Annotated in this window: 21 protein-coding genes; 9 read left to right on the top strand and 12 right to left on the bottom strand. The window is 68.9% G+C overall.

Features of this window, described 5'->3' with window-relative positions:
* The first annotated feature begins 61 nt into the window (after positions 1-61).
* The 5 genes from JCM7685_RS09315 to JCM7685_RS09295 all read left to right on the top strand — a co-directional run bounded on the left by JCM7685_RS09315 (position 62) and on the right by JCM7685_RS09295 (position 6,911).
* A complete protein-coding gene (locus JCM7685_RS09315; protein ID WP_074969092.1) occupies positions 62-703 on the top strand; it encodes a hypothetical protein in 642 nt (213 codons plus the stop codon).
* A gap of 171 nt (positions 704-874) precedes the next feature.
* The gene (locus JCM7685_RS09310) at positions 875-3,004 is read left to right on the top strand and encodes a malate synthase G (protein ID WP_074969091.1); all 2,130 of its coding nucleotides are present in this window, start codon (positions 875-877) and stop codon (positions 3,002-3,004) included.
* Positions 3,005-3,097: 93 nt separating this feature from the next.
* Entirely contained in the window at positions 3,098-3,763 is a 666-nt protein-coding gene (locus JCM7685_RS09305) for a D-lyxose/D-mannose family sugar isomerase (protein WP_074969089.1), read from the top strand.
* A 126-nt stretch (positions 3,764-3,889) separates the two neighbouring features.
* Positions 3,890-5,464 (top strand): Re/Si-specific NAD(P)(+) transhydrogenase subunit alpha, encoded by a 1,575-nt coding sequence (locus JCM7685_RS09300; RefSeq protein WP_074969087.1) that lies wholly within the window; start codon positions 3,890-3,892, stop codon positions 5,462-5,464.
* Between the two features lie 13 nt (positions 5,465-5,477).
* Entirely contained in the window at positions 5,478-6,911 is a 1,434-nt protein-coding gene (locus tag JCM7685_RS09295) for an NAD(P)(+) transhydrogenase (Re/Si-specific) subunit beta (protein ID WP_100526063.1), read from the top strand.
* Positions 6,912-6,973: 62 nt separating this feature from the next.
* Here the strand turns inward: JCM7685_RS09295 and JCM7685_RS09290 are convergent, their stop codons facing one another.
* Together JCM7685_RS09290 and JCM7685_RS09285 are read right to left on the bottom strand one after the other, a co-directional pair.
* Positions 6,974-7,243 carry a hypothetical protein gene (locus JCM7685_RS09290; RefSeq protein WP_074966815.1) on the bottom strand — a complete coding sequence of 90 codons (270 nt, stop codon included), beginning with the start codon at positions 7,241-7,243 and terminating at the stop codon, positions 6,974-6,976.
* A 150-nt stretch (positions 7,244-7,393) separates the two neighbouring features.
* Positions 7,394-7,903: a L,D-transpeptidase family protein gene (locus JCM7685_RS09285; protein WP_074966814.1), complete on the bottom strand. Its 510-nt coding sequence runs from the start codon at positions 7,901-7,903 to the stop codon at positions 7,394-7,396.
* 181 nt (positions 7,904-8,084) lie between these two features.
* On the opposite strand from JCM7685_RS09285, the gene JCM7685_RS09280 reads away from it, so the two are divergent.
* Both JCM7685_RS09280 and JCM7685_RS09275 read left to right on the top strand, forming a co-directional pair.
* The gene (locus JCM7685_RS09280) at positions 8,085-9,380 is read left to right on the top strand and encodes a DUF3422 family protein (RefSeq protein WP_074966813.1); all 1,296 of its coding nucleotides are present in this window, start codon (positions 8,085-8,087) and stop codon (positions 9,378-9,380) included.
* A 95-nt stretch (positions 9,381-9,475) separates the two neighbouring features.
* Positions 9,476-9,820: an arsenate reductase family protein gene (locus JCM7685_RS09275; RefSeq protein ID WP_083412628.1), complete on the top strand. Its 345-nt coding sequence runs from the start codon at positions 9,476-9,478 to the stop codon at positions 9,818-9,820.
* 111 nt (positions 9,821-9,931) lie between these two features.
* On the opposite strand, the gene JCM7685_RS09270 is transcribed toward JCM7685_RS09275, so the two are convergent.
* The 8 genes from JCM7685_RS09270 to JCM7685_RS09235 form a co-directional block, all read right to left on the bottom strand.
* Complete coding sequence (locus JCM7685_RS09270; protein WP_074966811.1) at positions 9,932-10,930, bottom strand: ABC transporter substrate-binding protein; 999 nt, start codon at positions 10,928-10,930, stop codon at positions 9,932-9,934.
* Between the two features lie 76 nt (positions 10,931-11,006).
* On the bottom strand, positions 11,007-12,428 hold the full coding sequence (locus tag JCM7685_RS09265; RefSeq protein ID WP_074966822.1) for a mannose-1-phosphate guanylyltransferase/mannose-6-phosphate isomerase: 1,422 nt from the start codon (positions 12,426-12,428) through the stop codon (positions 11,007-11,009).
* A 73-nt stretch (positions 12,429-12,501) separates the two neighbouring features.
* Entirely contained in the window at positions 12,502-13,422 is a 921-nt protein-coding gene (locus JCM7685_RS09260) for a 2-hydroxyacid dehydrogenase (RefSeq protein ID WP_074966810.1), read from the bottom strand.
* Positions 13,423-13,434: 12 nt separating this feature from the next.
* Complete coding sequence (gene rodA, locus JCM7685_RS09255; protein ID WP_074966809.1) at positions 13,435-14,577, bottom strand: rod shape-determining protein RodA; 1,143 nt, start codon at positions 14,575-14,577, stop codon at positions 13,435-13,437.
* Positions 14,578-14,580: 3 nt separating this feature from the next.
* A complete protein-coding gene (mrdA, locus tag JCM7685_RS09250) occupies positions 14,581-16,527 on the bottom strand; it encodes a penicillin-binding protein 2 (RefSeq protein ID WP_074966808.1) in 1,947 nt (648 codons plus the stop codon).
* Positions 16,528-16,530: 3 nt separating this feature from the next.
* Positions 16,531-17,061: a rod shape-determining protein MreD gene (locus JCM7685_RS09245; RefSeq protein WP_074966807.1), complete on the bottom strand. Its 531-nt coding sequence runs from the start codon at positions 17,059-17,061 to the stop codon at positions 16,531-16,533.
* A complete protein-coding gene (gene mreC, locus JCM7685_RS09240; protein WP_074966806.1) occupies positions 17,054-18,037 on the bottom strand; it encodes a rod shape-determining protein MreC in 984 nt (327 codons plus the stop codon). The genes JCM7685_RS09245 and mreC overlap by 8 nt, the downstream gene beginning before the upstream one ends.
* A gap of 10 nt (positions 18,038-18,047) precedes the next feature.
* Positions 18,048-19,082, bottom strand: a complete 1,035-nt coding sequence (locus JCM7685_RS09235) for a rod shape-determining protein (protein WP_074966805.1) — start codon at positions 19,080-19,082, stop codon at positions 18,048-18,050.
* Positions 19,083-19,339: 257 nt separating this feature from the next.
* On the opposite strand from JCM7685_RS09235, the gene JCM7685_RS09230 reads away from it, so the two are divergent.
* Positions 19,340-20,179, top strand: coding sequence for a putative rhamnosyl transferase (locus tag JCM7685_RS09230; RefSeq protein ID WP_074966804.1), 840 nt, complete (start codon positions 19,340-19,342; stop codon positions 20,177-20,179).
* 34 nt (positions 20,180-20,213) lie between these two features.
* Here JCM7685_RS09230 and JCM7685_RS09225 read toward each other — a convergent pair whose 3' ends face one another.
* Together JCM7685_RS09225 and purD are read right to left on the bottom strand one after the other, a co-directional pair.
* Positions 20,214-21,776 carry a 2-isopropylmalate synthase gene (locus tag JCM7685_RS09225; RefSeq protein WP_074966803.1) on the bottom strand — a complete coding sequence of 521 codons (1,563 nt, stop codon included), beginning with the start codon at positions 21,774-21,776 and terminating at the stop codon, positions 20,214-20,216.
* Positions 21,777-22,138: 362 nt separating this feature from the next.
* Positions 22,139-23,401 (bottom strand): phosphoribosylamine--glycine ligase, encoded by a 1,263-nt coding sequence (purD, locus tag JCM7685_RS09220; protein WP_074966802.1) that lies wholly within the window; start codon positions 23,399-23,401, stop codon positions 22,139-22,141.
* Positions 23,402-23,494: 93 nt separating this feature from the next.
* On the opposite strand from purD, the gene xseA reads away from it, so the two are divergent.
* Positions 23,495-25,042 carry an exodeoxyribonuclease VII large subunit gene (xseA, locus tag JCM7685_RS09215; protein ID WP_074966801.1) on the top strand — a complete coding sequence of 516 codons (1,548 nt, stop codon included), beginning with the start codon at positions 23,495-23,497 and terminating at the stop codon, positions 25,040-25,042.
* Positions 25,043-25,057 lie beyond the last annotated feature (15 nt).

Genomic DNA, 25,057 nt, shown 5'->3' with positions numbered 1-25,057 from the left:
CTGCGGCTTCGGCGCAAAGACCGGAAAGACATAACCCGGAACCTGAAACGAGGAACTCCCGATGGCCAATTACGACCCGAACGATCCCCAGCGCCCGGCAGGCCGGCCGGAAACCCATGTCGACCCGGTCGAGCGGCGGGCATCGCCGCTGCCGCTGATCATCGGCATCCTGCTGGCCTTGGCGATCGCCTATTTCGTGCTGCAGTATTTCATGGGCCGCAACGAGGTGGGCACCACCGGCGAGGATGCCGCCGTGACCACCACCGCACCCGCCGACACCACCGCGACCGTGCCGGAGGGGACCACCACCGCACCGGCCGCCTCCGAGGCTGAAGCCGCCGCCGACAATGCCGCAACCGCCGCCGAGAATGCCGCCGACGCGGCCGGCGAGGCCGCGAGCGAGGCTGCGACCGCCGCCGAGAATGCCGGCGAGGCCGCCGGTGCCGCCATCGGCGGCGCGGCCGAGGATGCCGCGGCCGCCGCCAAGGACATGGCCGACGACGCCGCCAAGGCCGCGGGCGAAGCTGCGGACGCCGCGACCAATGCCGCCGACAACGCCGCCAGGGCCGCCGGCGAGGCCGCTCGGGATACGGGCGAGGCGCTGGACGATGCGATTTCGGTCGAGCCCACCACCCCCGCCCCCGCCCCGGCGCCGACCGGGACCGATGCGGGCGCGCCGACCACGGCACCTGCCACGAACTGATCGCAGGCCAACGATCTTGCTCCGCCGTCCGGGTCCGGGCGGCGGATTTTCAATTTTTCTAAGATTGTGCATGTCGGGTTTGTATAAACCCGCCGGAATTGAAAGCCGATGGGGCTTGGTATACCACGGTGCACGAAACCGAGCCGATGTATGGAACAAGGGGAAATAGCGATGGCGCGCGTCGAAAAGGCAGGATTGCGGGTCGATGAGGTCCTGGCCCGTTTCATCAACGAACAAGCGCTGCCGGGCAGCGGCGTCGAGCCGCAACGCTTCTGGGAAGGGCTGTCGACCCTGATCCATGAATTCGGCCCCCGCAACCGGGTGCTGCTGGAGCGGCGCGAGGAATTGCAGGCCGCGATCGACGCCTGGCACATCGCCCATCGCGGCCGGCCGGTCGAGGCCGGGGCCTATCGCGATTTCCTGGCCGAGATCGGCTACCTGGTCCCGGAGGGCGAGGACTTCCAGATCGAGACCTCGGACACCGATCCCGAATTCGCCCGCATCGCCGGGCCGCAGCTGGTGGTCCCGGTGACCAATGCGCGTTACGTCCTCAATGCCGCGAACGCGCGCTGGGGCAGCCTCTACGACGCGCTTTACGGCACCGATGCCATGGGCGACCTGCCGGAGGGTAAGGGCTACGACCCCGCCCGCGGCGCCCGGGTGATCGAATGGGGCCGCGCCTTCCTGGACGCCGCCGCGCCGCTGGCCGGGGGCTCTTGGTCCGAGGTCGAGGCGCTGTCGGTCCGGGACGGCGCTCTGGTCCCGGCGCTGGAGGAAGCCGAGAAATTCGCCGGCTTCACCGGCGATGCCGCGCGACCGGACAGCGTGTTCCTGCGCAACCACGGCCTCTTGATCCGCATCGTCATCGACCCGGCGACGCCCGCGGGCGGCCAGGACCGTGCCGGCATCTCGGACATCGTGATCGAGGCCGCGCTTTCGGCGATCGTCGATTGCGAGGATTCGGTCGCCTGCGTCGACGGTGCCGACAAGGCGCTGGCCTATGCCAACTGGTTGGGCCTGATGGAGGGCACCCTGTCCGAGCAGGTCCGCAAGGACGGCCGCAGCTTCGCCCGCACCCTGGCCCCCGACGTGGAATTCACCGCCCCCGACGGCAGCACCGTCACCGCACGGGGCCGGGCGCTGCTGCTGGTGCGCAACGTCGGCCATCTGATGACCACGCCCGCCGTGCTGGACCGCACCGGCGACGAGGCCTTCGAGGGGCTGCTGGACGCCATGGTCACCACGCTTTGCGCCATGCGCGACCTGGCGAAGGACGGGCCGAGGAATTCGGCCACCGGCTCGATCTATGTGGTGAAGCCCAAGATGCACGGCCCCGAGGAGGTCGCCTTCGCCTGCGAGACCTTCGATTTCGTCGAGGACGTGCTGGGCCTGCCGCGCCATACCGTGAAGCTGGGGGTGATGGACGAGGAACGCCGCACCTCGGCCAATCTCAAGGAATGCATCCGCGCGGCGAAGCACCGGCTGGCCTTCATCAACACCGGCTTCCTGGACCGCACCGGCGACGAATACCACACCTCGATGGAGGCGGGCGCGATGCTGGCCAAGCAGGAGATGGCCGGCCAGCCCTGGATCACCGCCTATGAGGACCGCAACGTCGACATCGGCCTGCGCTGCGGCCTGGCCGGCAAGGCGCAGATCGGCAAGGGCATGTGGGCGATTCCCGACCACATGGCCGAGATGCTGCGGCGCAAGATCGCCCATCCGATGGCCGGGGCCAACACCGCCTGGGTGCCCAGCCCGACCGCCGCGACCCTGCATGCCACGCATTACCACCGCGTCGATGTCCAGGCTCGGCAGGCGCAGATCCGGGCGCAGGACCGCCCGGCGCGGCTCGACGACCTGCTGACCATCCCGCTGGCCGGCGGCCGCAACTACAGCGACGCCGAGATCGAGCACGAGCTGGACAACAACTGCCAGAGCATCCTGGGCTATGTCGTGCGCTGGATCGACCAGGGCGTCGGTTGCTCGAAAGTGCCCGACATCCACGACGTCGGGCTGATGGAGGACCGTGCGACGCTGCGCATCTCGGCCCAGGCGCTGGCGAACTGGCTGCATCACGGCATCGTGACGCAGGGCCAGGTGATGGACGCCTTCCGCAAGATGGCGCCGGTGGTGGACCGCCAGAACGCGGGCGATCCGCTCTACAGCCCGATGGCGCCGGGCTATGATGGCGTGGCCTTCCAAGCCGCCTGCGACCTGGTGTTCCTGGGCCGCGTGCAGCCCTCGGGCTATACCGAGCCGGTGCTGCACGCCCGCCGCCTGCAGGCCAAGGCCGCCTGACGCGGCCCGACCCGCCGACGGGTTCGCGGCCTGCCCCTTGCCTTGCGGCGGGGCAGGCCGTTTCATGTCGCCACCGCAAGCAGGGGGAATGACATGCAGCGTTCGCGCATCAACCGCATCATGGCCGAGGCGGCCGAGATGATCGCCGGGGCCGGCTTCCATCTGCCGCCCTTCGCGCAATGGTCGCCCGAGGAATTCCGCGCCCGTGCCACCCCCGCGATCCGCGACGGACGGCTGGGCTGGGACATCACCGATTACGGCCAGGGCGATTTCGACCGGCTGGGCCTGTTCCTGTTCACGCTGCGGAACGGCCGGCTGGCCGATCTGCAGTCTGGCCGCGGCATGGTCTATGCCGAGAAGCTGCTGATCTCTCAGGAAAACCAGATCAGCCCCATGCACACCCATGTCGTCAAGACCGAGGACATCATCAACCGCTCGGGCGCGACGCTGGCGATCCGGCTTTGCGGTTCGGACGGGAAGGGGCGCATGGACCGCAACGCGCCTTGTCGCGTCGATTGCGACGGCCTCCCGCGCGAGGTTCCGCCGGGCGGGGTGTTGCGGCTGTCACCGGGCGAGTCGGTGACGCTGCGCCCCGGCGACTGGCACGAATTCTGGGCCGAGGGCGGGCCGGTGCTGATCGGCGAGGTCTCGACGGTCAACGACGACCTGACCGACAATATTTTCGCCGCGCCCATCGGCAGATTCGCCACCGTCCAGGAGGACGAGCCTGCGGCCCATCTGCTGGTCAGCGACTACTGACGGAAGACTTCGTCCGTCTGACGCGGCGTCATCCTTCGGCGATACCCTTGGCGTCACGCTCTTGTGAAAGATTGTTGCGCTCTGCTATGGGAGACATTGAAACTCGCTAACATGGGAGGGGGCCTGGTGAAGATCGGCGGATTGAGAGAGCATTTCGAGGGGGAGGCGCGTGTATCCGTGACGCCGTCCACCGCGGCGCATCTGCGGAAGCTGGGCCATGAGGTCTTCGTCGAGTCGGGCGCAGGGGCACGGGCCGGGTTTTCGGACGCGGCCTATCAGGCGGCCGGGGTCACCGTGCTGCCCAATGCCGCGGCCGTGATCGCCGACGTGGATGTCGTGGTCAAGGTCCGGCCGCCCGAGGATTCGGAACTGAAGGCGATGCGGCGCGGCCAGACGCTGATCTCGTATTTCTATCCGGCGCAGAACGCCGAGCTCTTGGAACTGGCGCGCGAGCAGGGCGTGACCGCCATCGCCATGGACATGGTGCCGCGCATCTCGCGCGCGCAGAAGATGGATGCGCTGTCGTCCATGGCCAATATCGCCGGCTACCGCGCGGTGATCGAGGCGGCGAACAACTTCGGCCGCTTCTTCACCGGCCAGGTGACCGCCGCCGGCAAGGTGCCGCCGGCCAAGGTGCTGATCGTCGGCGCCGGCGTCGCCGGCCTTGCGGCCATCGGCGCCGCGACCAGCCTCGGCGCGCAGGTCTATGCCTTCGACGTCCGCCCCGAGGTGGCCGAGCAGATCGAATCGATGGGCGCGGAATTCGTCTACCTGGACTTCACCGAGCAGGCCCAGGACGGCGCCGCGACCGGCGGCTATGCCGCGCCGTCGTCGCCCGAGTTCCGCGAGGCGCAGCTCAAGAAGTTCCGCGAGCTTGCGCCCGAGATGGACATCGTCATCACCACGGCGCTGATCCCCGGCCGGCCGGCGCCGAAGCTGTGGACCGAGGACATGGTCCAGGCGATGAAAACCGGCTCGGTCATCGTCGATCTGGCGGCCGAGCGCGGCGGCAACTGCGACCTGACCGTGCCGGACGAGCGCATCGTCACCGACAATGGCGTGGTCATCATCGGCTATACCGATTTCCCGTCGAGGATGGGGGCGCAAGCCTCTGAACTTTATGGAAACAACATCCGCCATATGCTGGCCGACCTGACCCCGGGCAAGGACGGGGTGATCGTGCAGAACATGGAGGACGACGTCATCCGCGGCTCGACCGTGGCCTTCGACGGCGACGTGACCTGGCCGCCGCCGCCGCCCAAGGTCGCGGCCATCGCCGCCGCCAAGCCCAAGGAAAAGCCGAAGGAGCCCACCCCCGAGGAACGCCGCGCGGCCGAGGCCGCCGCCTTCAGGGCCCAGACCCGCAACCAGGTCGGGCTGCTGGCCGTCGGCGGCGTGCTGATGCTGGCGCTGGGGCTGGTGGCGCCGGCCAGCTTCATGCAGCATTTCATCGTCTTCGTGCTGTCGGTCTTCATCGGCTTCCAGGTGATCTGGAACGTCTCGCACAGCCTGCACACGCCGCTGATGGCGGTGACGAACGCGATCTCCTCGATCATCATCCTGGGCGCCTTGATGCAGATCGGCTCGGGCTCGGGGCTGGTGATCGTGCTGGCGGCGCTGTCGGTGTTCATGGCCGGGATCAACATCTTCGGCGGCTTCCTCGTCACCCGGCGCATGCTCGCCATGTTCCAGAAATCCTAAGGAGGCCGGCGCAATGGAATTCGGTTTCACCACCGCCGCCTATGTCGTCGCGGCCATCCTGTTCATCCTGTCCCTGGGCGGGCTTTCCGGCCAGGAAAGCGCCAAGCGCGCGGTCTGGTACGGCATCGTGGGCATGGCGCTGGCCGTCGCCGCCACGCTGATCGGCCCGGGCTCGGGCCTGTGGCTGTTGTCGCTGATCCTGGTCGCGGTCGGCGGTGTCATCGGCTGGATCGTCGCCACCCGCGTGCAGATGACCGAGATGCCGCAGCTGGTCGCCGCCATGCACAGCCTCGTGGGCCTGGCTGCGGTCTTCATCGGCTTCAACACCCATATCGAGCTCGGCCATGTGCTGGGCCTCGATCCGGCGGGGCGCGAGGCGCTGACCGGCTTCGCCGCCGTTCTGGCGCACAAATCCCCTGTCGAGCAGTCGATCCTTCGGGTGGAGACCTTCCTCGGGGTCTTCATCGGCGCCGTGACCTTCACCGGCTCGGTCATCGCCTTCGGCAAGCTCGCGGGCAAGGTCGACGGCAAGGCCAGGAAGCTGCCCGGCGGCCATGTGCTGAACGCCGGTGCCGCGGCGCTGTCGCTGGTGCTCCTGCTGGTCTATCTCGCCAATGGCTCGACCCTGGCGCTGATCGTGATGACGCTGGCGGCGCTCTTCATCGGCTATCACCTGATCATGGGCATCGGCGGCGCCGACATGCCGGTGGTGGTGTCGATGCTGAACAGCTATTCCGGCTGGGCGGCGGCGGCGATCGGCTTCTCGCTGTCGAACGACCTGTTGATCGTGGTCGGCGCGCTGGTCGGCTCGTCCGGTGCGATCCTGAGCTACATCATGTGCAAGGCGATGAACCGCAGCTTCGTTTCGGTGATCCTGGGCGGCTTCGGCGGCGAGGCGGGCCCGGCGATGGAGATCGTGGGCGAGCAGGTCGCCATCGACGCGGAAAGCGTCGCGGCGGCGCTGAACGACGCCGACGAGATCATCATCGTGCCGGGCTACGGCATGGCGGTGGCGCAGGCGCAGCAATCGGTGTCGGAGCTGACCCGCAAGCTGCGCGCGCGCGGCAAGAACGTGCGCTTCGCCATCCACCCGGTGGCGGGCCGGCTGCCAGGGCACATGAACGTGCTGCTGGCCGAGGCCAAGGTGCCCTATGACATCGTGCTGGAGATGGACGAGATCAACGAGGACTTCCCCTCGACCGACGTGGTGATCGTGATCGGCTCGAACGACATCGTGAACCCGGCGGCGCAGGAGGACCCGAACTCGCCGATCGCCGGGATGCCGGTGCTGGAGGTCTGGAAAGCGAAGCAGGTGTTCGTGTCGAAGCGCGGCCAGGGCACCGGCTATTCCGGCATCGAGAACCCGCTGTTCTACAAGGACAACACCCGCATGTTCTACGGCGACGCCAAGAAGTCGCTCGATCAGCTGCTGCCAATGGTCGAGTGAAGGGCGGAGCCACGTGACAAACGGGGGGCGGGCCATGGGCCCGCCCTTTGCGTTCCCGCGCCCTAATAGGCGTCCAGCATCGACTTGATGACGTCGACCGGCAGCGCCGGGTGCACCGCCAGCTTGCGCGTGCGCTTGCCCCGGCGCGGGATCAGCAGCGCGCAGCGGGTGGCGATGGCATGGGAATGCTTGGCCGAACCGGTGACGATGGCCCCCGCCCGCCAGCGCGAATGCGGACCGAAGCGCAGCACGCTCTCGATGGCGCCGGGCACATAGCCCTCGGTCTCGGCCGAATCGATCAGCGACTCAGTGATGACGGGGGGCAGGTACATGGGCGCGTCTACTCGGAAACTTAAAATTGGATACATCCAATTTGTTAGACTCGCGCGGCCCGGATTTGTATCTGCCCTTTTGAACAGGTCTGCCATACAAGCTTTGCGCGTATGGCGGGCGCCTCTTTCGACCCCCGGTCGTTCTGCCGGTCAGGGGGTGATCAGGATCGGGGTGCCGTCCGGGACCATGGCATAGATGTCCTCGACCTGTTCGTCGGTCACGGCGATGCAGCCCGCGGTCCAGTCCGGCAACCGCTTCGACAGCGCGCGGCCTTCGGGGCCCTGGCCGTGGATGAAGATGTCGCCGCCCGGCGCCTTGCCCTGCGACAGCGCGAAGGCGGTGTCGTTGGGATTGGGATAGGAGACCCCGACCGACAGGTGATAGCGGCTGTCGGGGTTGCGGCGGTCGATGTAGTAGATCCCCTCGGGGGTCTTGCCGTCGCCCTCGAACTGCTTGTGGCCGATGGGTTCGTTGCCAAGCCCGATGCGATAGGCCTTGAGCACGGTATTGCCGTTCAGCAGCAGCATCTGCCGCGCGCCCTTGTTCACCACCACCTGGGTCACCGGCGGGCCGGAATAGGTCTTGAACTTGCTGGGGGCGCAGGCGGCAAGCCCCAGCAAAAGCGCCACGGCGACGATACGGCCCAGCCAGCCCGACATGCGAAGTCCCCCGATCGGTGTTTCCCGGCATCTTGCCCGTCCCGGCGGTGGCGGGCAATCCGGCAGCGGTTCACGAAATCCTGATGCGGGTGGCGCGACAGGTGGCAGAATTGCCAGAGCGCGGTCCGCGCCATGGGCTTTCGGCTTGCGGGGACAACGGCACCGGCTAAACATGCCGGCCATGAACGACGAAGACGAACATCCGCTGCGCTATCCCCTGGTGAACGAGCTGCACGCCCGGCCCTCGCCGCGGCTGAAGGCGCCCTGCACCGCCGTCTTCCTGGCGGTCAAGGAGCCGCGCGAGGCGGCCAACCGCGACCGCGCCCGCGACGTGGCGCATCTGGCCGCGCTTTGCGCCCGCCACGGCGCGCCGCGCCCCGACACCAGCGCCGGCCATTACGCCGCGCAGCTGGGCCGGCACCAGCTGCGCTGGGAAAGCCATACCGAATTCGTGACCTATGCCGCCTTCTCCCCCGGCCTGCCGCCGCGGCCCTTCGATCCTTCGGCGGGGGCGATCTTTCCCGAGGACTGGCAGCATCAGGCGCCCGGCAAGCGCATCGCCGCGGTGATGATCCAGGTCGATGTCCTGCCCGACGACCCGGCAGAAATCATGCCGCGCCTGCGCGAATGGTTCGCGGCCGACAGCATCGCCACGGTCTGGGTGCTGGAAGAGGCGGCGGTGGTCGCGGGCGACTTCCGCATCGATCCCGACGGCTGGATGCGGTTCGCGCTGTTCGTCAAGCCCGGCACGCAGCCGGGCCGCATCGGCCGCATCGTCCAGCGCCTGCTGGACCTGGAGACCTATCGCGCCATGTCCATGCTGGGCTTGGGCGGCGCGCGCCGGCTGACCGAGGACCTGAATGCGCTCGACCCGCAGCTGAACGATCTCTTGCAGGGCATGAGCGACGACACCCGCCCGGCCGAGACGGTGCTGCACGAGTTGCTGACGATCTCGGCCCGGCTTGAGAGCACGGCGACGCAGCAGGCGTTCCGCTTTGGCGCCACCGCGGCCTATGAGGCGATCGTGATGGACCGCGTGACCTCGCTGCGCGAATCGCGCTTCATGGGCGGCCAGATGCTGACCGAGTTCATGGCGCGGCGCTATCACCCCGCCATGCGGACGGTGAAATCGGCCGAGAAGCGGCTGGCCGCGATGCTGGACCGCAGCGAGCGCGCGGGCGAACTGCTGCGCACCCGTGTCGATGTGCAGCGCAGCGCCCAGAACCAGGAGCTGATGGTCCGCATGGACCGCCGCGCCGACCTGCAGCTGCGGCTGCAGCACACGGTCGAGGGGCTGTCGGTGGTGGCGATCAGCTATTACGCCGTGGGTCTGCTTGGCTATGCGCTCTATCCGGTGGCCCATGCGCTGGATATCGACAAGGCGGTGCTGGTCGCCGCGCTGACCCCCGTCGCCGTCGCCGCCGTCTGGCTGGGCATGCGCCGGATCAAGGCCCGGCTGCATTCCGACGAGCATTAGAACCCATCAAAGGAGCCGATCTTGAAACCCATTCTTTTCCTCGGCAGTCTGCTGGCGCTTTCGGTCTGCGACGTGCCCCTGATGCCGCTGGTCTGATGGCGGGGGCATTGCAGATCTACGGGCTGGCCCATTGTTCGACCTGCCAGAAGGCGCAGGCCGAGCTTGAGGCCGCGGGCTGGCAGGTCAGCTTCCGCGACGTCGCCAAGGCGCCGCTGGACGAGGCCGACTGGCAGCGGATGATCGCGGAATTTGGCGACAAGCTGGTCAATCGGGCCAGCCTGACCTGGCGCGGCATGTCCGAGGCGGAACGCGCCGGCACCCCCTTGCAGATGCTGTCGGCCAAACCCTCGCTGATGAAGCGTCCCGCGATCATCGAGGGCGACAAGCGTCTGCTGGGCTGGGCCGCGAACGTCAAGCGCGCCTTGGGAGTCGCCGCCTGAAGGCGAGATTCGCTGGCACGTCGCTGTAGGTTGAGTATTTGAGGAACGAAGAAGATCAGGGCCGCGCCCGGCCTTCCTTGTTCCTTAGATACCCGAATGTCGAGGGTGCGCTCAGGGCGCGGCGTCCGCCGTGCTGGTCGCCGCCGCTTCCGGCAAAGCCATCCGGGTGGTGACGGCCGCGATAAAGGCGTCCCCCGGATCCCGCCGCAGGATGGCTTGCCCGCTGCCTGCGCGCAGGATGTCGACGGTGCGGCGGTAGTCGTCCTCGTCCAGCGCGCCTGAGGAAGAGAGCAGCGGCCCGATGGCCTCGATCATCGCGGCTTGGCGGCGCAGCGCGCCTGCGTCCGGGTCCGGGCCCAGGATCAGCCCGGCGGCGGCTTCGGGATCGGCCACGGCCTCGTGCCAGCCCTTCATGCTGGCGCGCAGGAAGCGAGCGAGCCGGTCCTGCGCCTGCGTGTCGGCCAGGGTGGCGGGCAGGGCATAGAGCCCGTCCTCCAGCGTCGCGGTGCCCTCTGTCGCCGGGTCCAGCACCACCAGCCCGTCGCCCGGCAGCGGGTCATAGGCCAGCGTGGTGGCGCAGGCGGCCTGGTGGTGGCGCAGCATCTCGGCGCCGCCGGCCGCACCGGGCCATTGCGCCAGCAGCGCCACGCCCGAGAGGCTGTCGTCGGGCTTCAGTCCCAACCGGGTCAGCCAGGCCAGCAGCGGATAGTCCTCGCCGCGGAAGGTATTGGCCAGGGTCTTGCCGCGCAGGTCGGCGGCGGTTTCCACCCCGGCCTCGCGCCGGCAGGTCAGCCGCAGCGCCGGCCGGGCGAGGATCTGCGCGACATTCACCACCGGCAGGCCGTTTTCGTGCGCGACCAACGCCATGGGCATCCATTCGACCGTCACGTCGGCCGCACCGCGCGCCAGCGACTCGAAGGGCGGCGCGTCATCGGCCGGCAGCAGTGTCACATCCAGCCCCTCGGCCGCGTAGAGCCCGCGCGCTTGCGCCCAAAGGAAGCCCGCCGATTCCGCCAGCGCCGGGCCGCGCAGTTGCACGGTCAGGGTTTCGGCCCGGACGCCGAGCGGCGCGAGCAGGGCGATCAGCAGGACAAGGACGCTCGGTTTCATCGCCGGCCATGGTTAGACGGCCGGCCCACGCCGCGCAAGCGAAGCCCGCCGCACGAAACCGCGATCTTGGCCGCGATCAGCTGCGGGAATAGACGTCCTCGTAGCGGACGATGTCGTCCTCGCCCAGATAGACGCCGGTCTGCACCTCGATCAGCACCATCGGCACCTTGCCGGGGTTCTCCATCCGGTGCACGGCACCCAAAGGCACATAGATCGACTGGTTTTCCGTCACCAGCGTCACCGTCTCGTCCACCGTCACCCGGGCGGTGCCGGAAACGACGATCCAGTGTTCCGAGCGGTGGAAATGCGATTGCAGCGACAGGGCCGCGCCGGGGTTCACGACGATGCGCTTGACCTGGAAGCGGTCGGCCAGGGCCAGGGTCTCGAACCAGCCCCAGGGGCGATGGTCGCGCAGAAAGCTTTCCGCCTGGCGCGCGCCCTTGGATTTCAGCGCCGAGACCGCCTTGCGCACCTCTTGCGCGCGATCCATGCCGGCGACCAGCACCGCGTCATTGGTGGCGACCACCATCACGTCCTGAAGGCCGATGCCCACGACCTCGATACCATCGTCCTGCGAGCGCAGCAGCACATTGTCGCAGTCGATGGCGGTCGAGCGGTCGTCGGTGACGGCGCCGCGTTCGGCCGGGGCGGCGTCCTGCGTCTCGCGCCAGACCGCGTCCCAGCCGCCGAGGTCGGACCAATGGCCCGAGAAGCGCACCACCGACAGATTTGCGGCCTTTTCCAGCACGGCATAGTCGATGGACAGGTCGGGCAGCCGGTCCCAGGGCTCGGGCGCGAGGCGCAGGAAGCCCAGGTCCAGCCGGGCCTCGGTCAGCGCCGCCTGCACCGGGGCCAGGTATTCGGGGGCATGGGCCTTGAAAGCCTCGATCATGGTCCGGGCCGAGAACAGGAAGATGCCGGCATTCCAAAGGAAATTACCCTGCGCGATCATCCGGGCCGCATTCCCGGCATCGGGCTTTTCGACGAAGCGCTTCAGCGTAACGGGGCCTTCGCCCGAGCCCTCGGCCTCCATATAGCCATAGCCGGTCTCGGGGCGGGTGGGGGTGATGCCGAAGGTCACGATGCGGCCCGCCTGCGCGGCCGGCAGGCCCATGTCCACGGCGCGGCCGAAGGCCTCGGCATCCGGCACTACATGGTCCGAGGGCGCGACCAGCAGCACGGCTTCCGGGTCGGTCTCGGCCGCCGTCAGCGCCGCGGCCAGGATCGCCGGCGCGGTGTTGCGGCCCGCGGGCTCGATCAGGATGGCCGCGGGGATGATGCCGATCTGGTCCAGCTGCTCGGCCACGATGAAGCGGAAATCGGCATTGGTCATCACCAGCGGCGCGGCGTAGCGGGCGCCCGACAGCCGGCGGGCCGAGGCCTGGAACAGGCTCTCCTCGCCGATCAGCGGGGCGAATTGCTTGGGAAAGCTCTTGCGCGACACCGGCCACAGCCGCGTGCCCGAGCCTCCGGCCAGAAGAACGGGGGTAATCGTCATCGAAATCAACTCCAAGGCGCAAGGCGGTCAGCGCGGAATAGCATGGCCGCGGCCCGCCGGTAAACCTGACCTTTCAATAGCCCCGCGCCCGGTCCACGCGGTAGAGCAGCGGCTCGCCCCGCATGGCACGGCGCAGGTTCTCGGCCGCGACGGCGGCGGCGCTTTCGGGCCGGGTCTCGGCCGAGACATGCGGCGTGACGGTGACGCCGGGATGGCGCCAGAACGGGTGATCCGGGGGCAGGGGTTCTTGCCGGAACACGTCGAGCACCGCATGGGCGATATGCCCCGAGTCCAGCGCCGCCAGCAGCGCCGTTTCGTCGATCAGCGTGCCGCGGCCGGCGTTGATGATCGTGGCGCCTGCGGGCAGCAGCGCCAGCAGTTCGGCGTCGAGCAGGTCGCGGGTCTCGGCCGTGTCGGGCAGCAGGCAGACCAGGATCTCGGCCCGGGCCAGCGCCTGGGGCAGGTCGGGTCCGGCCAGAACCTCGATCCCCGGCACGGCGCGGCCGGAATGCGACCAGCCGGTGACGCGGAAGCCAAGCCCGGCCAGCGCCGCCGCCACCGCGCGGCCCAGCTCGCCCATGCCCAGCACCGTCACCCGCCGCGCGCTGGCCAGCGGCGGCGTCACGGCGTTGCGCCAGACGCCGTCCTGGGCATAGCGGTCCATGCCCAGATGCGCCCGCAGCGCCCAGCCGGTGCAGTATTCCGCCATGCCCTGCGCCAGCCCCGGATCGACCATGCGGCACAGGGGCTGGGTCAGGGTCGGGTTGGTGACGATGCGCTCGACCCCGGCCCACAGGCTTTGCACCACGCGGGCGCGGGTGAAGGGCGAGAAGTCCAGCGCCGCGCCGCCCTCGGGGTAGCCCGGGGCATAGATCAGCGCGTCGAAACCGGCCGGGTCGCCGTCGCGGCAGAGCGCCATCTCGGGGCAGGCGGCGCGCAGGGCGGGGGCCCAGGCGTCCCACAGCCGGGCGGGGGCGGCGAACAGCACCTTCATCCGCGGGGGCCCCTATCCACGAGGTCGGTGGACATGCGCCGATTGCAGGATGCCGAAACCCATCAGCAGGATCATCAGCGAGGTCCCCCCATAGCTGACCAGCGGCAGGGGCGAGCCCTTGGCGGGCAGCATCCCCATGACCGTGGCCATGTTGATCGAGAAATACAGAAAGAACGTCCCGGCGATGCCGATGGTCAACAGGCTCGCGAAACGGTCGCGGTTGGTCAGCGCCGAATGCAGGCAGAAGCCCAGGATCAGCACGTAAAGCGCCAGAAGCGAGCCGGCGCCGACAAAACCGAACTCCTCGGCCAGCGAGGTGAAGATGAAGTCGGTGTGCTTTTCGGGCAGGAAGTTCAACCGCGACTGCGTGCCCTGCATGAAGCCGCGCCCCGACCAGCCGCCCGAACCCAGCGCGATCTGCGCCTGGGCGATGTTGTAGCCCGCGCCCAATGGGTCCGAGCCGGGGTCGAGGAAGGTGTCGATGCGCTTGAACTGGTAGTCGTGCAGCAGTTGCCAGTCGGTGCCCCGGCTCTCCATCACCGCCGTCACGCTGGCGACGACGATGGCGATGACGGCGCCGAAATACCATAGGCTGACCCCGGCCGCGAACATGACGATGCCGCCCCCGGCGATCAGCATGATCGAGGTGCCGAGGTCGGGCTGCATCAGCACCAGCCCGGTCGGCAGCAGGATCAGCAGCACCGGGATCAGCACCCAGAACGGGCGCGAGACCTTCTCGACCGGCAGCCAGTCGTAATAGGCGGCCAGCGTCATCACGAAGGCGACCTTGGTCAGCTCCGAGGGCTGGATGCGGATCGGCCCCAGCACCAGCCAGCGCTGCGCGCCCATGCCGATGTCGCCCATGAGTTCGACCAGCACCAGCAGCAGCACGCAGATCACATAGGAGATCACCGAGATCGAGCGCCAGAACCAGATCGGCACGAAGGCCAGGGCGAACATCAGGACCATGCCGGCGGCGAAACGCTCCATCTGCGGCATGGCCCAGCGGTCGATGTCGCCGCCCGAGACCGAATAGAGCATGAGAAAGCCGATGCAACTGACGGCCGTGACAAGGAAAACCAGCGGCCAGTTCAGGTGCAGGATCTTGCGCCAGCCGGTCGGCACCTGGGCGACGTGATAGTTCAGATAGCTCATCGCTCAGGCTTTCGCGCGCGTCTCGGCCGGGCGGGTCGAGGGGGCCAGGTTCATCTTCGACCACATTTCCTGCACTTTGGCGCGGGTGCCGTCGTCGGGATAGGCGCTGATCGGCGGCAGGCCGCCGGCCAGCGCGTAAAGCAGGATGTCGCGGGCGATGGGCGCCGCCACGGCCGAACCGCCGCCGCCGTGCTCGACCACCACCGACACCGCATAGCGCGGCATGTCGAAGGGCGCGAAGCAGACGAAAAGCGCGTGGTCGCGGCGGTTCCAAGGCAGCTGGTCGTTCGAGATCACCCCGCGCGCGCGTTCGGCGGCGGTGATGTTCCTGACCTGCGAGGTGCCGGTCTTGCCCGCCATTTGCCATTCCGGCGCGATGATGCGGGCGCGGCGCGCGGTGCCGTGGCTGCTGTTCATCACCGCATCCATGCCGGCGCGGGCGGTGCGCAGGTTGAGCGGGTTGATGCCCAGTTCGGGCCAGTCCGGCACCGTCTCGGCGACGCCGTCGATGGCCTTGACCAGCCGCGGCGAGACCGCGCGCCCCGTCGCCACCCGCGCCGTCATCACCGCCAGTTGCAGGGGCGAGGCCAGCACATAGCCCTGGCCGATCGAGGCGTTGATCGAATCGCCGACCTGCCATTCCTGGCCGTAGCGTTCCCGCTTCCAGGCGCGGTCGGGGGCGATGCCCTCGGCGATGGCGGACATCGGCAGGTCGTGCTTGACGCCGATGCCCAGCTTGCGGGCCATGGCGCCGATGCGGTCGATGCCGACGCGCTGCGCCAGTTCGTAGTAATAGACGTCGCAGGACTGTTCCAGGCTGCGGACCGCGTCGATGGTGCCGTGACCGCCGCGGCTCCAGCAGTGGAACCTGCGGCCGGCCACCTGCAGCGAGCCCGGGCAGAAGAAGCGCGAGCCGGGGTTGATGACCCCCGATTCCAGCCCGGCCAGCAGCGTGACCATCTTGAAGGTCGAGCCGGGCGGATAGGCGCCCTGCACGGTCTTGTCGGCCAGCGGCCGGTGGTCGTGGTTCATCAGCGCCCGGTAATCCGGTCCCGAGATGCCGCGCACGAACTTGTTCGGATCGAAGACCGGGGACGAGCAGATCGCCAGCACGTCGCCGTTGGTCACGTCCATGACCACGGCGGCGGCGCTTTCCTGGCCCAGGCGCTGGGTGGCGAAGTTCTGTAGGCCCGCGTCCAGCGTCGTCTGCACGGTGGCGCCCTGCTGGCCTTCCTGCCGCGACAGCTCGCGCATCTCGCGGCCGGCGCTGTTCACCTCGATCCGGCGGGCGCCGGCCTTGCCGCGCAGCGCCTCTTCCAGCTTGGCCTCCATGCCGACCTTGCCCAGCTGGAACTCGGGCAGGCGCAGCACCGGGTCCGGGTTCTCGATCTTCGAGAGGTCGTAATCGGAAACCGGCCCGACATAGCCCAGCACATGCGAGAAATCGCCGGCGCGCGGATAGCTGCGCGACAGGCCCGATTCCGGGGTCACGCCGGGCAGGGCGGGGGCGTTGAGCGCGATCGAGGAAAACTCGGGCCAGCTCAGCCGGTCGGCGACCATGACCGGGGTGACGGCGCTGCGCTTGCGGATTTCCTCTAGGATCTCGGCCGCCTGGCGGTCGGTCATCGGGATGATGCGGCGCAGCCTGGCGATCACGGCCGAGACGTCGCCCGCCTCTTCGCGGGTCAGGGTGACGCGATAGTTCTGTTCGTTGCCGGCGATGATGGTGCCGTGGCGATCAAGGATCAGCCCGCGCGCCGGCGGCAACAGCCGGATCTTGATCGAGTTGCCGTCCGACAGCATGCGGTATTCGTCGGCGTGCTCGATCTGCATCGAACGCAGCTTCAGCCCCAGGACCGAGACGACGGCGGCCTGGATCACCCCCAGCATCAGCACGCGCCGGGTGATCAGGCGGCTGCTTTCGACGATTTCGCGGTCGGATTTGCGCATCGGTCAGCGGGTCCTCGCGTCTCGTTCGGCGGTGCTGCGCGGCAGGCCCAGCGCCCAGGCGGCCAACCCCGCCACCAGCGGATAGGCGGCGATGGTGGCGATGAATTGCAGCATGGCCTGGCCCAGCGGCGGCGGGGTCAGGAAGAAGATCGTCAGCAGGAAGCGGTCGGCCAGCATCATCAGCGCCAGAAGCGTCGTCACCCGCAGCCATTCAACCATGAATGGCAGTTCGCGCCAACGGTGCTCGCGCTTTCTTGCGGCCTCGGTGCCCAGCACGACGATGGCGGCGGAAAGGCCGATGGGCCGCAGCAGCAGGATGTCCTCGATCAGGTAGAGCGCGGCGATTGTCAGCACCGGCGCCTGCTCGGGCCGGCGCAACACCCAGATCAGCGTCAGGCACAGCCCCAGGTCGGGACCGGGCCAGATCACCCGCCCCGGCGCCAGCGGCAGCAGCCGCCAGAACAGGATCGCCAGGAACAGCGCGATGTAGAGCGCCTGTCCCAGGACGCGCCGGCGGCGGGCAGGCTCAATCATTCTGGGCCTCGGGCTCGGCCGGGGGCGCGGGCAGGGGCTCGGGCTCGGCGACCGCCCCGGTCTCGGCCGGCTCGGCCGAGTCCAGCTCCATCACCGGCGGCATCGGCGGGCCGATGAAATCGCTGGGCGGCGGCGGGATCAGCAGACCGGTGTCGGCCAGTTGCTCGGCCGGATGGCTGCGCAGCACGCGCAGAAACTCCAGCCGCCCATAGTCGGCCGCCAGCCGCACCCGCAGCCGGCCGTCGCTGGCCAGCGCCACCTGGCCGACCAGCAGCCCGGCCGGGAACACGCCGCCGTCGCCCGAACTGACCACGCGGTCGCCGGGGCGGATGTTTTCCGGGCTTTCGATGAAGTCCAGCGCCGGCAGGGCGGTATTGTCCCCGGTCAGCAAGGCATTCTGCCCCGAGGGCAGGATCGACACCGGGATCCGGCTGGTCGGATCGGTCAGCAGCATGACCCGGCTGGTGGTCTGCCCCAAGCCCGAGATGCGCCCGACCAGCCCCAGCCCGTCCATGGTCGCCCAGCCGTCCAGGATGCCGTCGCGGGCGCCGACGTTCAGCAGCACCGACTGGCGAAAGGCCGTGCCGCTGTCGGTCATCACCACGCCGGAAACCGAGGTCAGCGCCGGGTCGATGCGCACGTTGTTCTGCGCCAGCAGCTTGGCATTTTCCTGTTCCAGCTGCACCGCGGCCTCTTTCCAGGCCGACATCTTCTGCAGCTCGCGCCGCAGCTCCTGGTTCTGCTCGTAGAGCCGGGAATAGGACTGGAAGCCCGCGACCATGCGCGACAGCTTGGTCACCGGCACCATGGCCCAGTCGAAGCCGGGCACGAAACGGTCGATGAAGGCCGCCCGCATCCGCTCGGCCCGCGGGCTGTCGATCTGCCAGAACAGGAAGATCGCCAGCAGCACCAGCACCAGCAGCGACACCAGGATGCGGCGGACCGGAGCCGCGTAGTCGGGGCCCTTGCGCGCCATGGCCCGGGCGTCAGCTGTCGTAGTCGATGACGTGGCGCAGCTGCTTCTCGAACTCCAGCGCCTTGCCGGTGCCCAGGGCGACGCAGCTCATCGGCTGGTCGGCCAGGCTGATCGACAGGCCGGTCTGCTCGCGCAGCGCCAGGTCCAGCTCGCCCAGCATGGCGCCGCCGCCGGTCAGCATCACGCCGCGGTCGACGATGTCGGCGGCGAGGTCCGGGGGCGTCGCCTCCAGCGCCACCATCACCGCTTCGCAGATCTGCTGCACCGGCTCGGCCAGGGCCTCGGCGACCATGGCCTGGGTGATCTCCATTTCCTTGGGGATGCCGTTCAGCAGGTCGCGGCCGCGCACCATGATCGCGGCGCCGCGCCCGTCGTCGGGCATCCGCGCGGTGCCGATCTGGGTCTTGACCCGCTCGGCGGTGGATTCGCCGATCAACAGGTTGTGGTTGCGGCGCAGGTAGTTGATCAGCGCGTCGTCCATGCGGTCGCCGCCGATGCGGACCGAGCGGGCATAGACCACGTCGCCGAGCGACAGCACCGCGACCTCGGTGGTGCCGCCGCCGATGTCCACGACCATGCTGCCGGTCGGTTCGGTGATGGGCATGCCGGCGCCGATGGCGGCGGCGATGGGTTCCGCGATCAGCCCGGCGCGGCGGGCGCCGGCGGACAGCACCGACTGGCGGATGGCGCGTTTCTCGACCGGGGTCGCGCCATGCGGCACGCAGACGATGACCTTCGGCTTCGAGAAGCTGGTGCGCTTGAACACCTTCTTGATGAAATGCTTGATCATCTCTTCGGCGCTGTCGAAATCGGCGATCACGCCCTCGCGCATGGGGCGAATGGCCTCGATGCTGCCGGGGGTGCGGCCCAGCATCAGCTTGGCGTCCTCGCCCACGGCCAGGACCTGCTTCTTGCCGTCCTTGACGTGATAGGCCACGACCGAAGGCTCGTTCAGGATGACACCCTTGCCCTTGACGTAGATCAGCGTGTTCGCGGTCCCGAGGTCGATCGCGATATCGGTGGAAAACAACCCGCCAAAGGCCATGATGACTACCCCTTCTGCCGTCCCTGCCACGACGGCCGTTCCGCCGTCGTTGCCCGACGGCCATTACCTGATTGCCCCGATGAGTCGCCCCCGCCGAAGGTGCTGGACATATAGGCCGTGCCTCGACCGGGGAAAACCATAAAATTTTCATCTTCCGGGAGAGTGGCCGCCATCGGAGGGCGGCGCGCGCGCTTGACCCGGACCGGTGCGCTGCCTAGCCTGCCGGGCGTGGATCGGCAGCGGGCAGAGGGCGGGAATTGCGGGACGACATCGTGGGAATCTGCCGCTTCTCGTTTCTCGGGAAATGCGACTGGGCCGAGACGACGGGCAAGGACGGCGAGGCCCCCGCGCTGATGGCGCGCCGCCGCGCCATGCTTTACGCGCCCGAGCGGCTGGCGCGCCGCTTCGCCGCCTTCGAGACGCTGTGCCTGCCCTCGGTCAAGGCGCAGACCGACGCCGATTTCAGCTTCTGGCTGCTGACCTCGCCCGAGATGCCGCGCGAATGGCTTGATCGGCTGCGCGACCTTTGCGCGGGGGTGCCGCAGATCCGGCTGATCGTCTCGGACAGCCGCAACACGCTCGACGCGCTGCGCCAGCCGCTGCACCGCGCGGCCGAGGCGGCGGGCCGGACGGCGATCCAGTTCCGGGTCGACGACGACGACGCCTTCTCGCGCCACCATGTTGCGCGACTGCGCCGCCACGCCCGGCGCTTCGAGGACCTGCCCGCCTTCGCGATCAGCTATCCGCAGGGCCTGGTCTTCGGCAGCTACGAGGGCGAGCCGGTCAGCTTCTGGCGCGCGCACCAGCCTTTCATCGGCGCCGGCGCGGCGGTCAGGATGCGCGTGCCCGGGCGCTGCATCTATGCGCTGAACCATTTCCAGCTGCCCAAGCATTTCCCGGGCCTGACCGACATCCAAGGCCTGGGCTATGTGCAGACCCGCTGGGACGAGGGCGACTCGGTCGCCACGATCTGGGCGAAATTCCCGAAATGGTTCCAGCCGCTGACGGCCGAGGACTTCCAGCGCGACCTCGCCGAGGATTTCCCCTTTCTGCAAGGCGTGGACCTGGGCTTCGTCGAACGCAAAGGGGCGGCCTGAACGACCGCCCCTCGCTCCGGTTTTCGTGCCGGGATCAGTGGGAATACATGCTGACCTGCTTGGCGTCGGCGCCTTCGCCGACCATCTCGCGCCGCACCTTCAGCCGGTTCAGCGCCCCGACATAGGCCTTGACGCTGGCCAGGATGGTGTCGGTGTCGGCGGCCTGGCCGGTGACCACGCGGCCGTCCTCCTCCAGCCGCACGGTGACGGTGGCCTGCGCGTCGGTGCCCTCGGTCACGGCATGGACCTGATACAGCTGCAGCCGCGCGCCATGCGGCCAGATCGCCTTGACCGCGTTGAAGCAGGCGTCGACCGGACCGTCGCCCTCGGCATGGACGGACCGGTCCTCGCCGCCGACGCTCAGCGTCAGCTCGGCCGATTGGCCGTCGGTGCCGCAGACCACGCGCAGGTGCCGGACCTGCAGATAGTCGTTTTCGGTATTGGCGGCGCTGTCCTGCATCAGCGCGACCAGATCCTCGTCGTAGATCTCCTTCTTGCGGTCGGCCAGGGCCTTGAAGCGCACGAAGATGTCCTTCAGCTGGTTGTCGCCCATCTCATAGCCCAGGTCGCGCAGCTTCGAGCGCAGCGCGGCGCGGCCCGAATGCTTGCCCATGGCGATATTGGCCTCGTTCAAGCCGATGTCGGCGGGGCGCATGATCTCGAAGGTCTCGACGTTCTTTAGCACGCCGTCCTGATGGATGCCCGATTCGTGCAGGAAGGCGTTCTTGCCGACCACCGCCTTGTTCGGCTGCACCACGAAGCCCGAGGCCTGCGCCACCCGCCGCGACAGGCCCATGATCTTGGTGGTGTCGATGCCGGTCGAATAGGGCATGATGTCGTGACGCACCTTCAGCGCCATGACGACCTCTTCCAGCGCGGTATTGCCGGCGCGCTCGCCCAGACCGTTGATGGTGCATTCGACCTGGCGCGCGCCCGCCTCGACGGCAGCCAGGCTGTTCGCCGTCGCCATGCCCAAGTCGTTGTGGCAATGGGTGGCGAAGACCACCTCGTCGGCGCCCGGCACCCGCTCCAGCAGCATGCGGATCAGCTCGGCCGATTCGCGCGGCGCGGTATAGCCGACGGTGTCGGGAATGTTGATGGTGGTGGCGCCGGCCTTGATCGCGATCTCGACCACGCGGCACAGGTAGTCGTGCTCGGTCCGGGTCGAGTCCATCGCCGACCATTGCACATTGTCGCACAGGTTGCGGGCATGGGTCACGGTCTCATGGATCCGCTCGGCCATCTGGTCCATGTCCAGGTTCGGGATCGCCCGGTGCAGCGGCGAGGTGCCGATGAAGGTATGGATGCGCGGCCGCTTGGCGTGCTTCACCGCCTCCCAGCAGCGGTCGATGTCGGGAAACTGCGCCCGGGCCAGGCCGCAGATCACGCTGTGCCGGGCGCGCTTGGCGATTTCGGTCACGGCGGCGAAATCGCCCTCCGAGGCGATGGGAAAGCCCGCCTCGATGATGTCCACGCCCATCTCGTCCAGCATCTGGGCGATTTCCAGCTTTTCGTCATGGGTCATGGTGGCGCCGGGCGATTGCTCGCCGTCGCGCAGGGTGGTGTCAAAGATCAGGACATGGTTCTTGTCGGTCATGGCTTTCGGACTTTCTTACGCATGAATCGTTGCTTGTTCGTGAAACCGGGCACGAACCAGACTGAGCGGCGGCCCGGAAGACCCGCTCAGCGCAGCGTAAGAAGAAGCAGACCGCGGAGGCTCATGCCAAAGCGCGCGCTGTCCTGCGCGTTCCGGGCGGGGCTGATATGGCGCATCCGAGTCATGGCGCGGACTATAGGACCGCCGCCACCGGCTTGAAAAGACAAAAAACGCGCGGCCCCGCACCCGGCCCGGATTTCTCCGTTCCCAAAATACTCATGCGGCCGTGCCAAGGCCCGCCTCCCTCGCGCTTTCACGGTTTCCCGAATACCCCGGCAAGGCCGACGCCGGGCGGCCCCGCCTCAAAGCGCCCGCCAGCCGATGTCGCGGCGATAGAAGCCGCCCGGCCAATCGATGGCATCGGCCAGGGCATAGGCGCGGGCACGGGCCTCGGCCAGGCTCGCGCCGCGACCGGTCGCCGCCAGCACCCGCCCGCCCGTGGCCAGCCAGACCCCGTCCCGCCGCACCGTGCCGGCGTGAAACAGCATATGCGCGGAATCCTCGGGCAGGCCGTCCAGCCCGCCGATCTCGCTGCCCTTCTCATAGGCGCCGGGATAGCCTTTGGCCGCCAGCACCACGGTCAGCGCATGATCCTCGGCCCAGGTGACGCGGGCCTCGGCCAGCCGCCCCTCGGCGCAGGCCAGGATCAGGTCCAGCGCCTGCGCGCCCAGCCGCATCATCAGCACCTGGCATTCCGGGTCGCCGAAACGCACATTGTATTCCACCAGACGCGCGCGGCCGTCCGCGATCATCAGCCCGGCATAGAGCACGCCCTGGAACGGCGTGCCGCGCCGCGCCATCTCGGCCACGGTCGGGCGCACGATCTCGGCCATGACCGCGTCCTGAATGGCCTGGGTCAGCACAGGCGCCGGGGAATAGGCGCCCATGCCGCCGGTATTCGGCCCGCTGTCGCCTTCGCCGACGCGCTTGTGGTCCTGCGCGGTGCCGATGGGCAGGCAGTCCGTGCCGTCGCAGAGGACGAAGAAACTCGCCTCCTCGCCGGCCATGAACTCCTCGATCACCACCTCCGCCCCGGCCGCGCCGAAGGCACCGCCAAAGGCATCGTCCACGGCGGCGATGGCCTCGGCCTCGGTCATGGCGACGGTGACGCCCTTGCCGGCCGCGAGCCCGTCGGCCTTGATCACGATCGGCGCGCCCTGCGCCCGCACATAATCCCGTGCCGGCCCGGCCGCGTCGAAGCGCGCCCAGGCGGCGGTCGGCGCGCCGCAGGCGTCGCAGACCGCCTTGGTGAAGCTTTTCGAGGCCTCGAGCATCGCCGCCGCCTTCGAGGGACCAAAGACCAGCAGCCCCGCCGCGCGCAGATCGTCCGCGACCCCGGCGGCCAGCGGCGCCTCGGGACCGACGATCACCAGGTCGATGGCATTCTCCTCGCAAAAGCCGATCACGGCGGGACCGTTCAGGATATCCAGCTCCGCCAGCCGGGCCAGGCTCTCCATCCCGGCATTGCCCGGGGCGACGAACAGCCGGTCGCATTTCGGATTTTGCCGCACCGCCCAGGCCAGCGCATGTTCGCGCCCGCCGCTGCCAAGGATCAGGATGTTCATGCGCGCCCCTTCCGCTGCCTGCCGCCTTCTAGGAAGCGCGGCCCCCCGGATCAAGCCTTGATCCCGCGGCCCGCCCGCGCCAGAACCAGAGCCATGGACCTGATCGACGACGCCGCCGCCAGCAATGCCCACGAGTTCACCGTTTCCGAGATTTCGGGGGCGATCAAGCGTACGCTCGAGGACCAGTTCGGTCGCGTCCGCGTGCGCGGCGAGATCGGCCGCGTTTCGCGCCCGTCCTCGGGTCACCTCTATTTCGATCTGAAGGACGAGCGCGCCTGCATTGCCGCCGTCACCTGGAAGGGGCAGGCCGCGCGCCTGTCCACCCGCCCCGAGGAAGGCATCGAAGTCATCGCCACCGGCCGGCTGACCACCTTTCCCGGCCAGTCGAAATATCAGCTGATCGTCGACGAGATCGAGCCCGCGGGCGCCGGTGCGCTGATGATGATGCTGGAAAAGCGCCGCAAGGCACTGGCGGCCGAGGGGCTCTTCGACGAATCGCGCAAGCGCCCGCTGCCCTTCCTGCCGCGGGTGATCGGCGTCGTCACCTCGCCCTCGGGCGCGGTGATCCGCGACATCCTGCACCGGCTGCGCGACCGCTTCCCGACCCGGGTGCTGATCTGGCCGGTGGCGGTGCAGGGTCAGGACTGCGCGCCGCAGGTGACGGCCGCCATTCGCGGCTTCAACGCCCTGCCCGAGACCGGCGCCATCCCGCGCCCCGACCTGATCATCGTCGCCCGCGGCGGCGGCAGCCTCGAGGATCTGTGGGGCTTCAACGAGGAATCGGTGGTGCGCGCCGCCGCCGAAAGCGCCATCCCGCTGATCTCGGCCGTGGGGCATGAAACCGACACCACGCTGATCGACTTCGCCTCGGACCGCCGGGCGCCGACACCCACGGCAGCCGCCGAAATGGCGGTGCCGGTGCGCGCCGAATTGGCCGCGCGGCTGGGCGAATGCGGCACGCGCATGATCCGCGCCAGCCAACAGGCCCGCCAGCGCCGCCAGCAGCGGCTCGCGGACCTCGGCCGTGCGCTCGGCCGGCCGCAGGCGCTGACCGATCCGGCCCGGCAGCGCTTTGACCTCTTCGCCGAGCGGCTCGAACCGGCGCTGCGGGCCTTCACCCGCAGGTGCCGTGACCGGCTGGGCGCGCTGCCGCTGTCGCTGGCGGCGCTGCGAGCCCATCTGCGCAACCGGCGCGAGGCGCTGCAGGGACAAGAGCGGCGGTTGCCGCTGGGCCTGGCGCGGCTGGCCCGGCGCAAGGCCGAGCGCCTCGCCGATCTCGCCCCGCGGCTGGAACGCGCAGGCGCCCGGATGCGCGCCCGCTCGACCAGCGACCGCGACCAGCTCGACCGGCTCGACACCCGGCTGACGGCGGCTGGCGCGCGCATCCTGCCGCCGCGCCGCGACGGGCTGGACCGGCTCGACCGCCTGCGCCAAACCCTGGGCTATACCGAGACGCTGAAGCGCGGCTTTGCCGTGGTGCACGGCCCTTCGGGCCTGATCACAGCCGCCGCCGAGGCCGCCCAGGCCCCGCGCTTCGAGATCGAATTCCACGATGGCCGCATCCCCGCGCGCCCCGAGACGCCCCCGGCCAGACCTCCGCGCAAGACCCGCGAAGCCAAGGGCCAGAAATCCCTGTTCTAGCCTTCTTTTGTGTCC

The sequence above is a fragment of the Paracoccus aminovorans genome, assembly GCF_900005615.1.
In the GTDB taxonomy this organism is placed as follows: Bacteria; Pseudomonadota; Alphaproteobacteria; order Rhodobacterales; family Rhodobacteraceae; genus Paracoccus; species Paracoccus aminovorans.
Note: the sequence above shows the minus strand (reverse complement) of the source record. Positions and strands in the feature narration are given on the sequence as shown.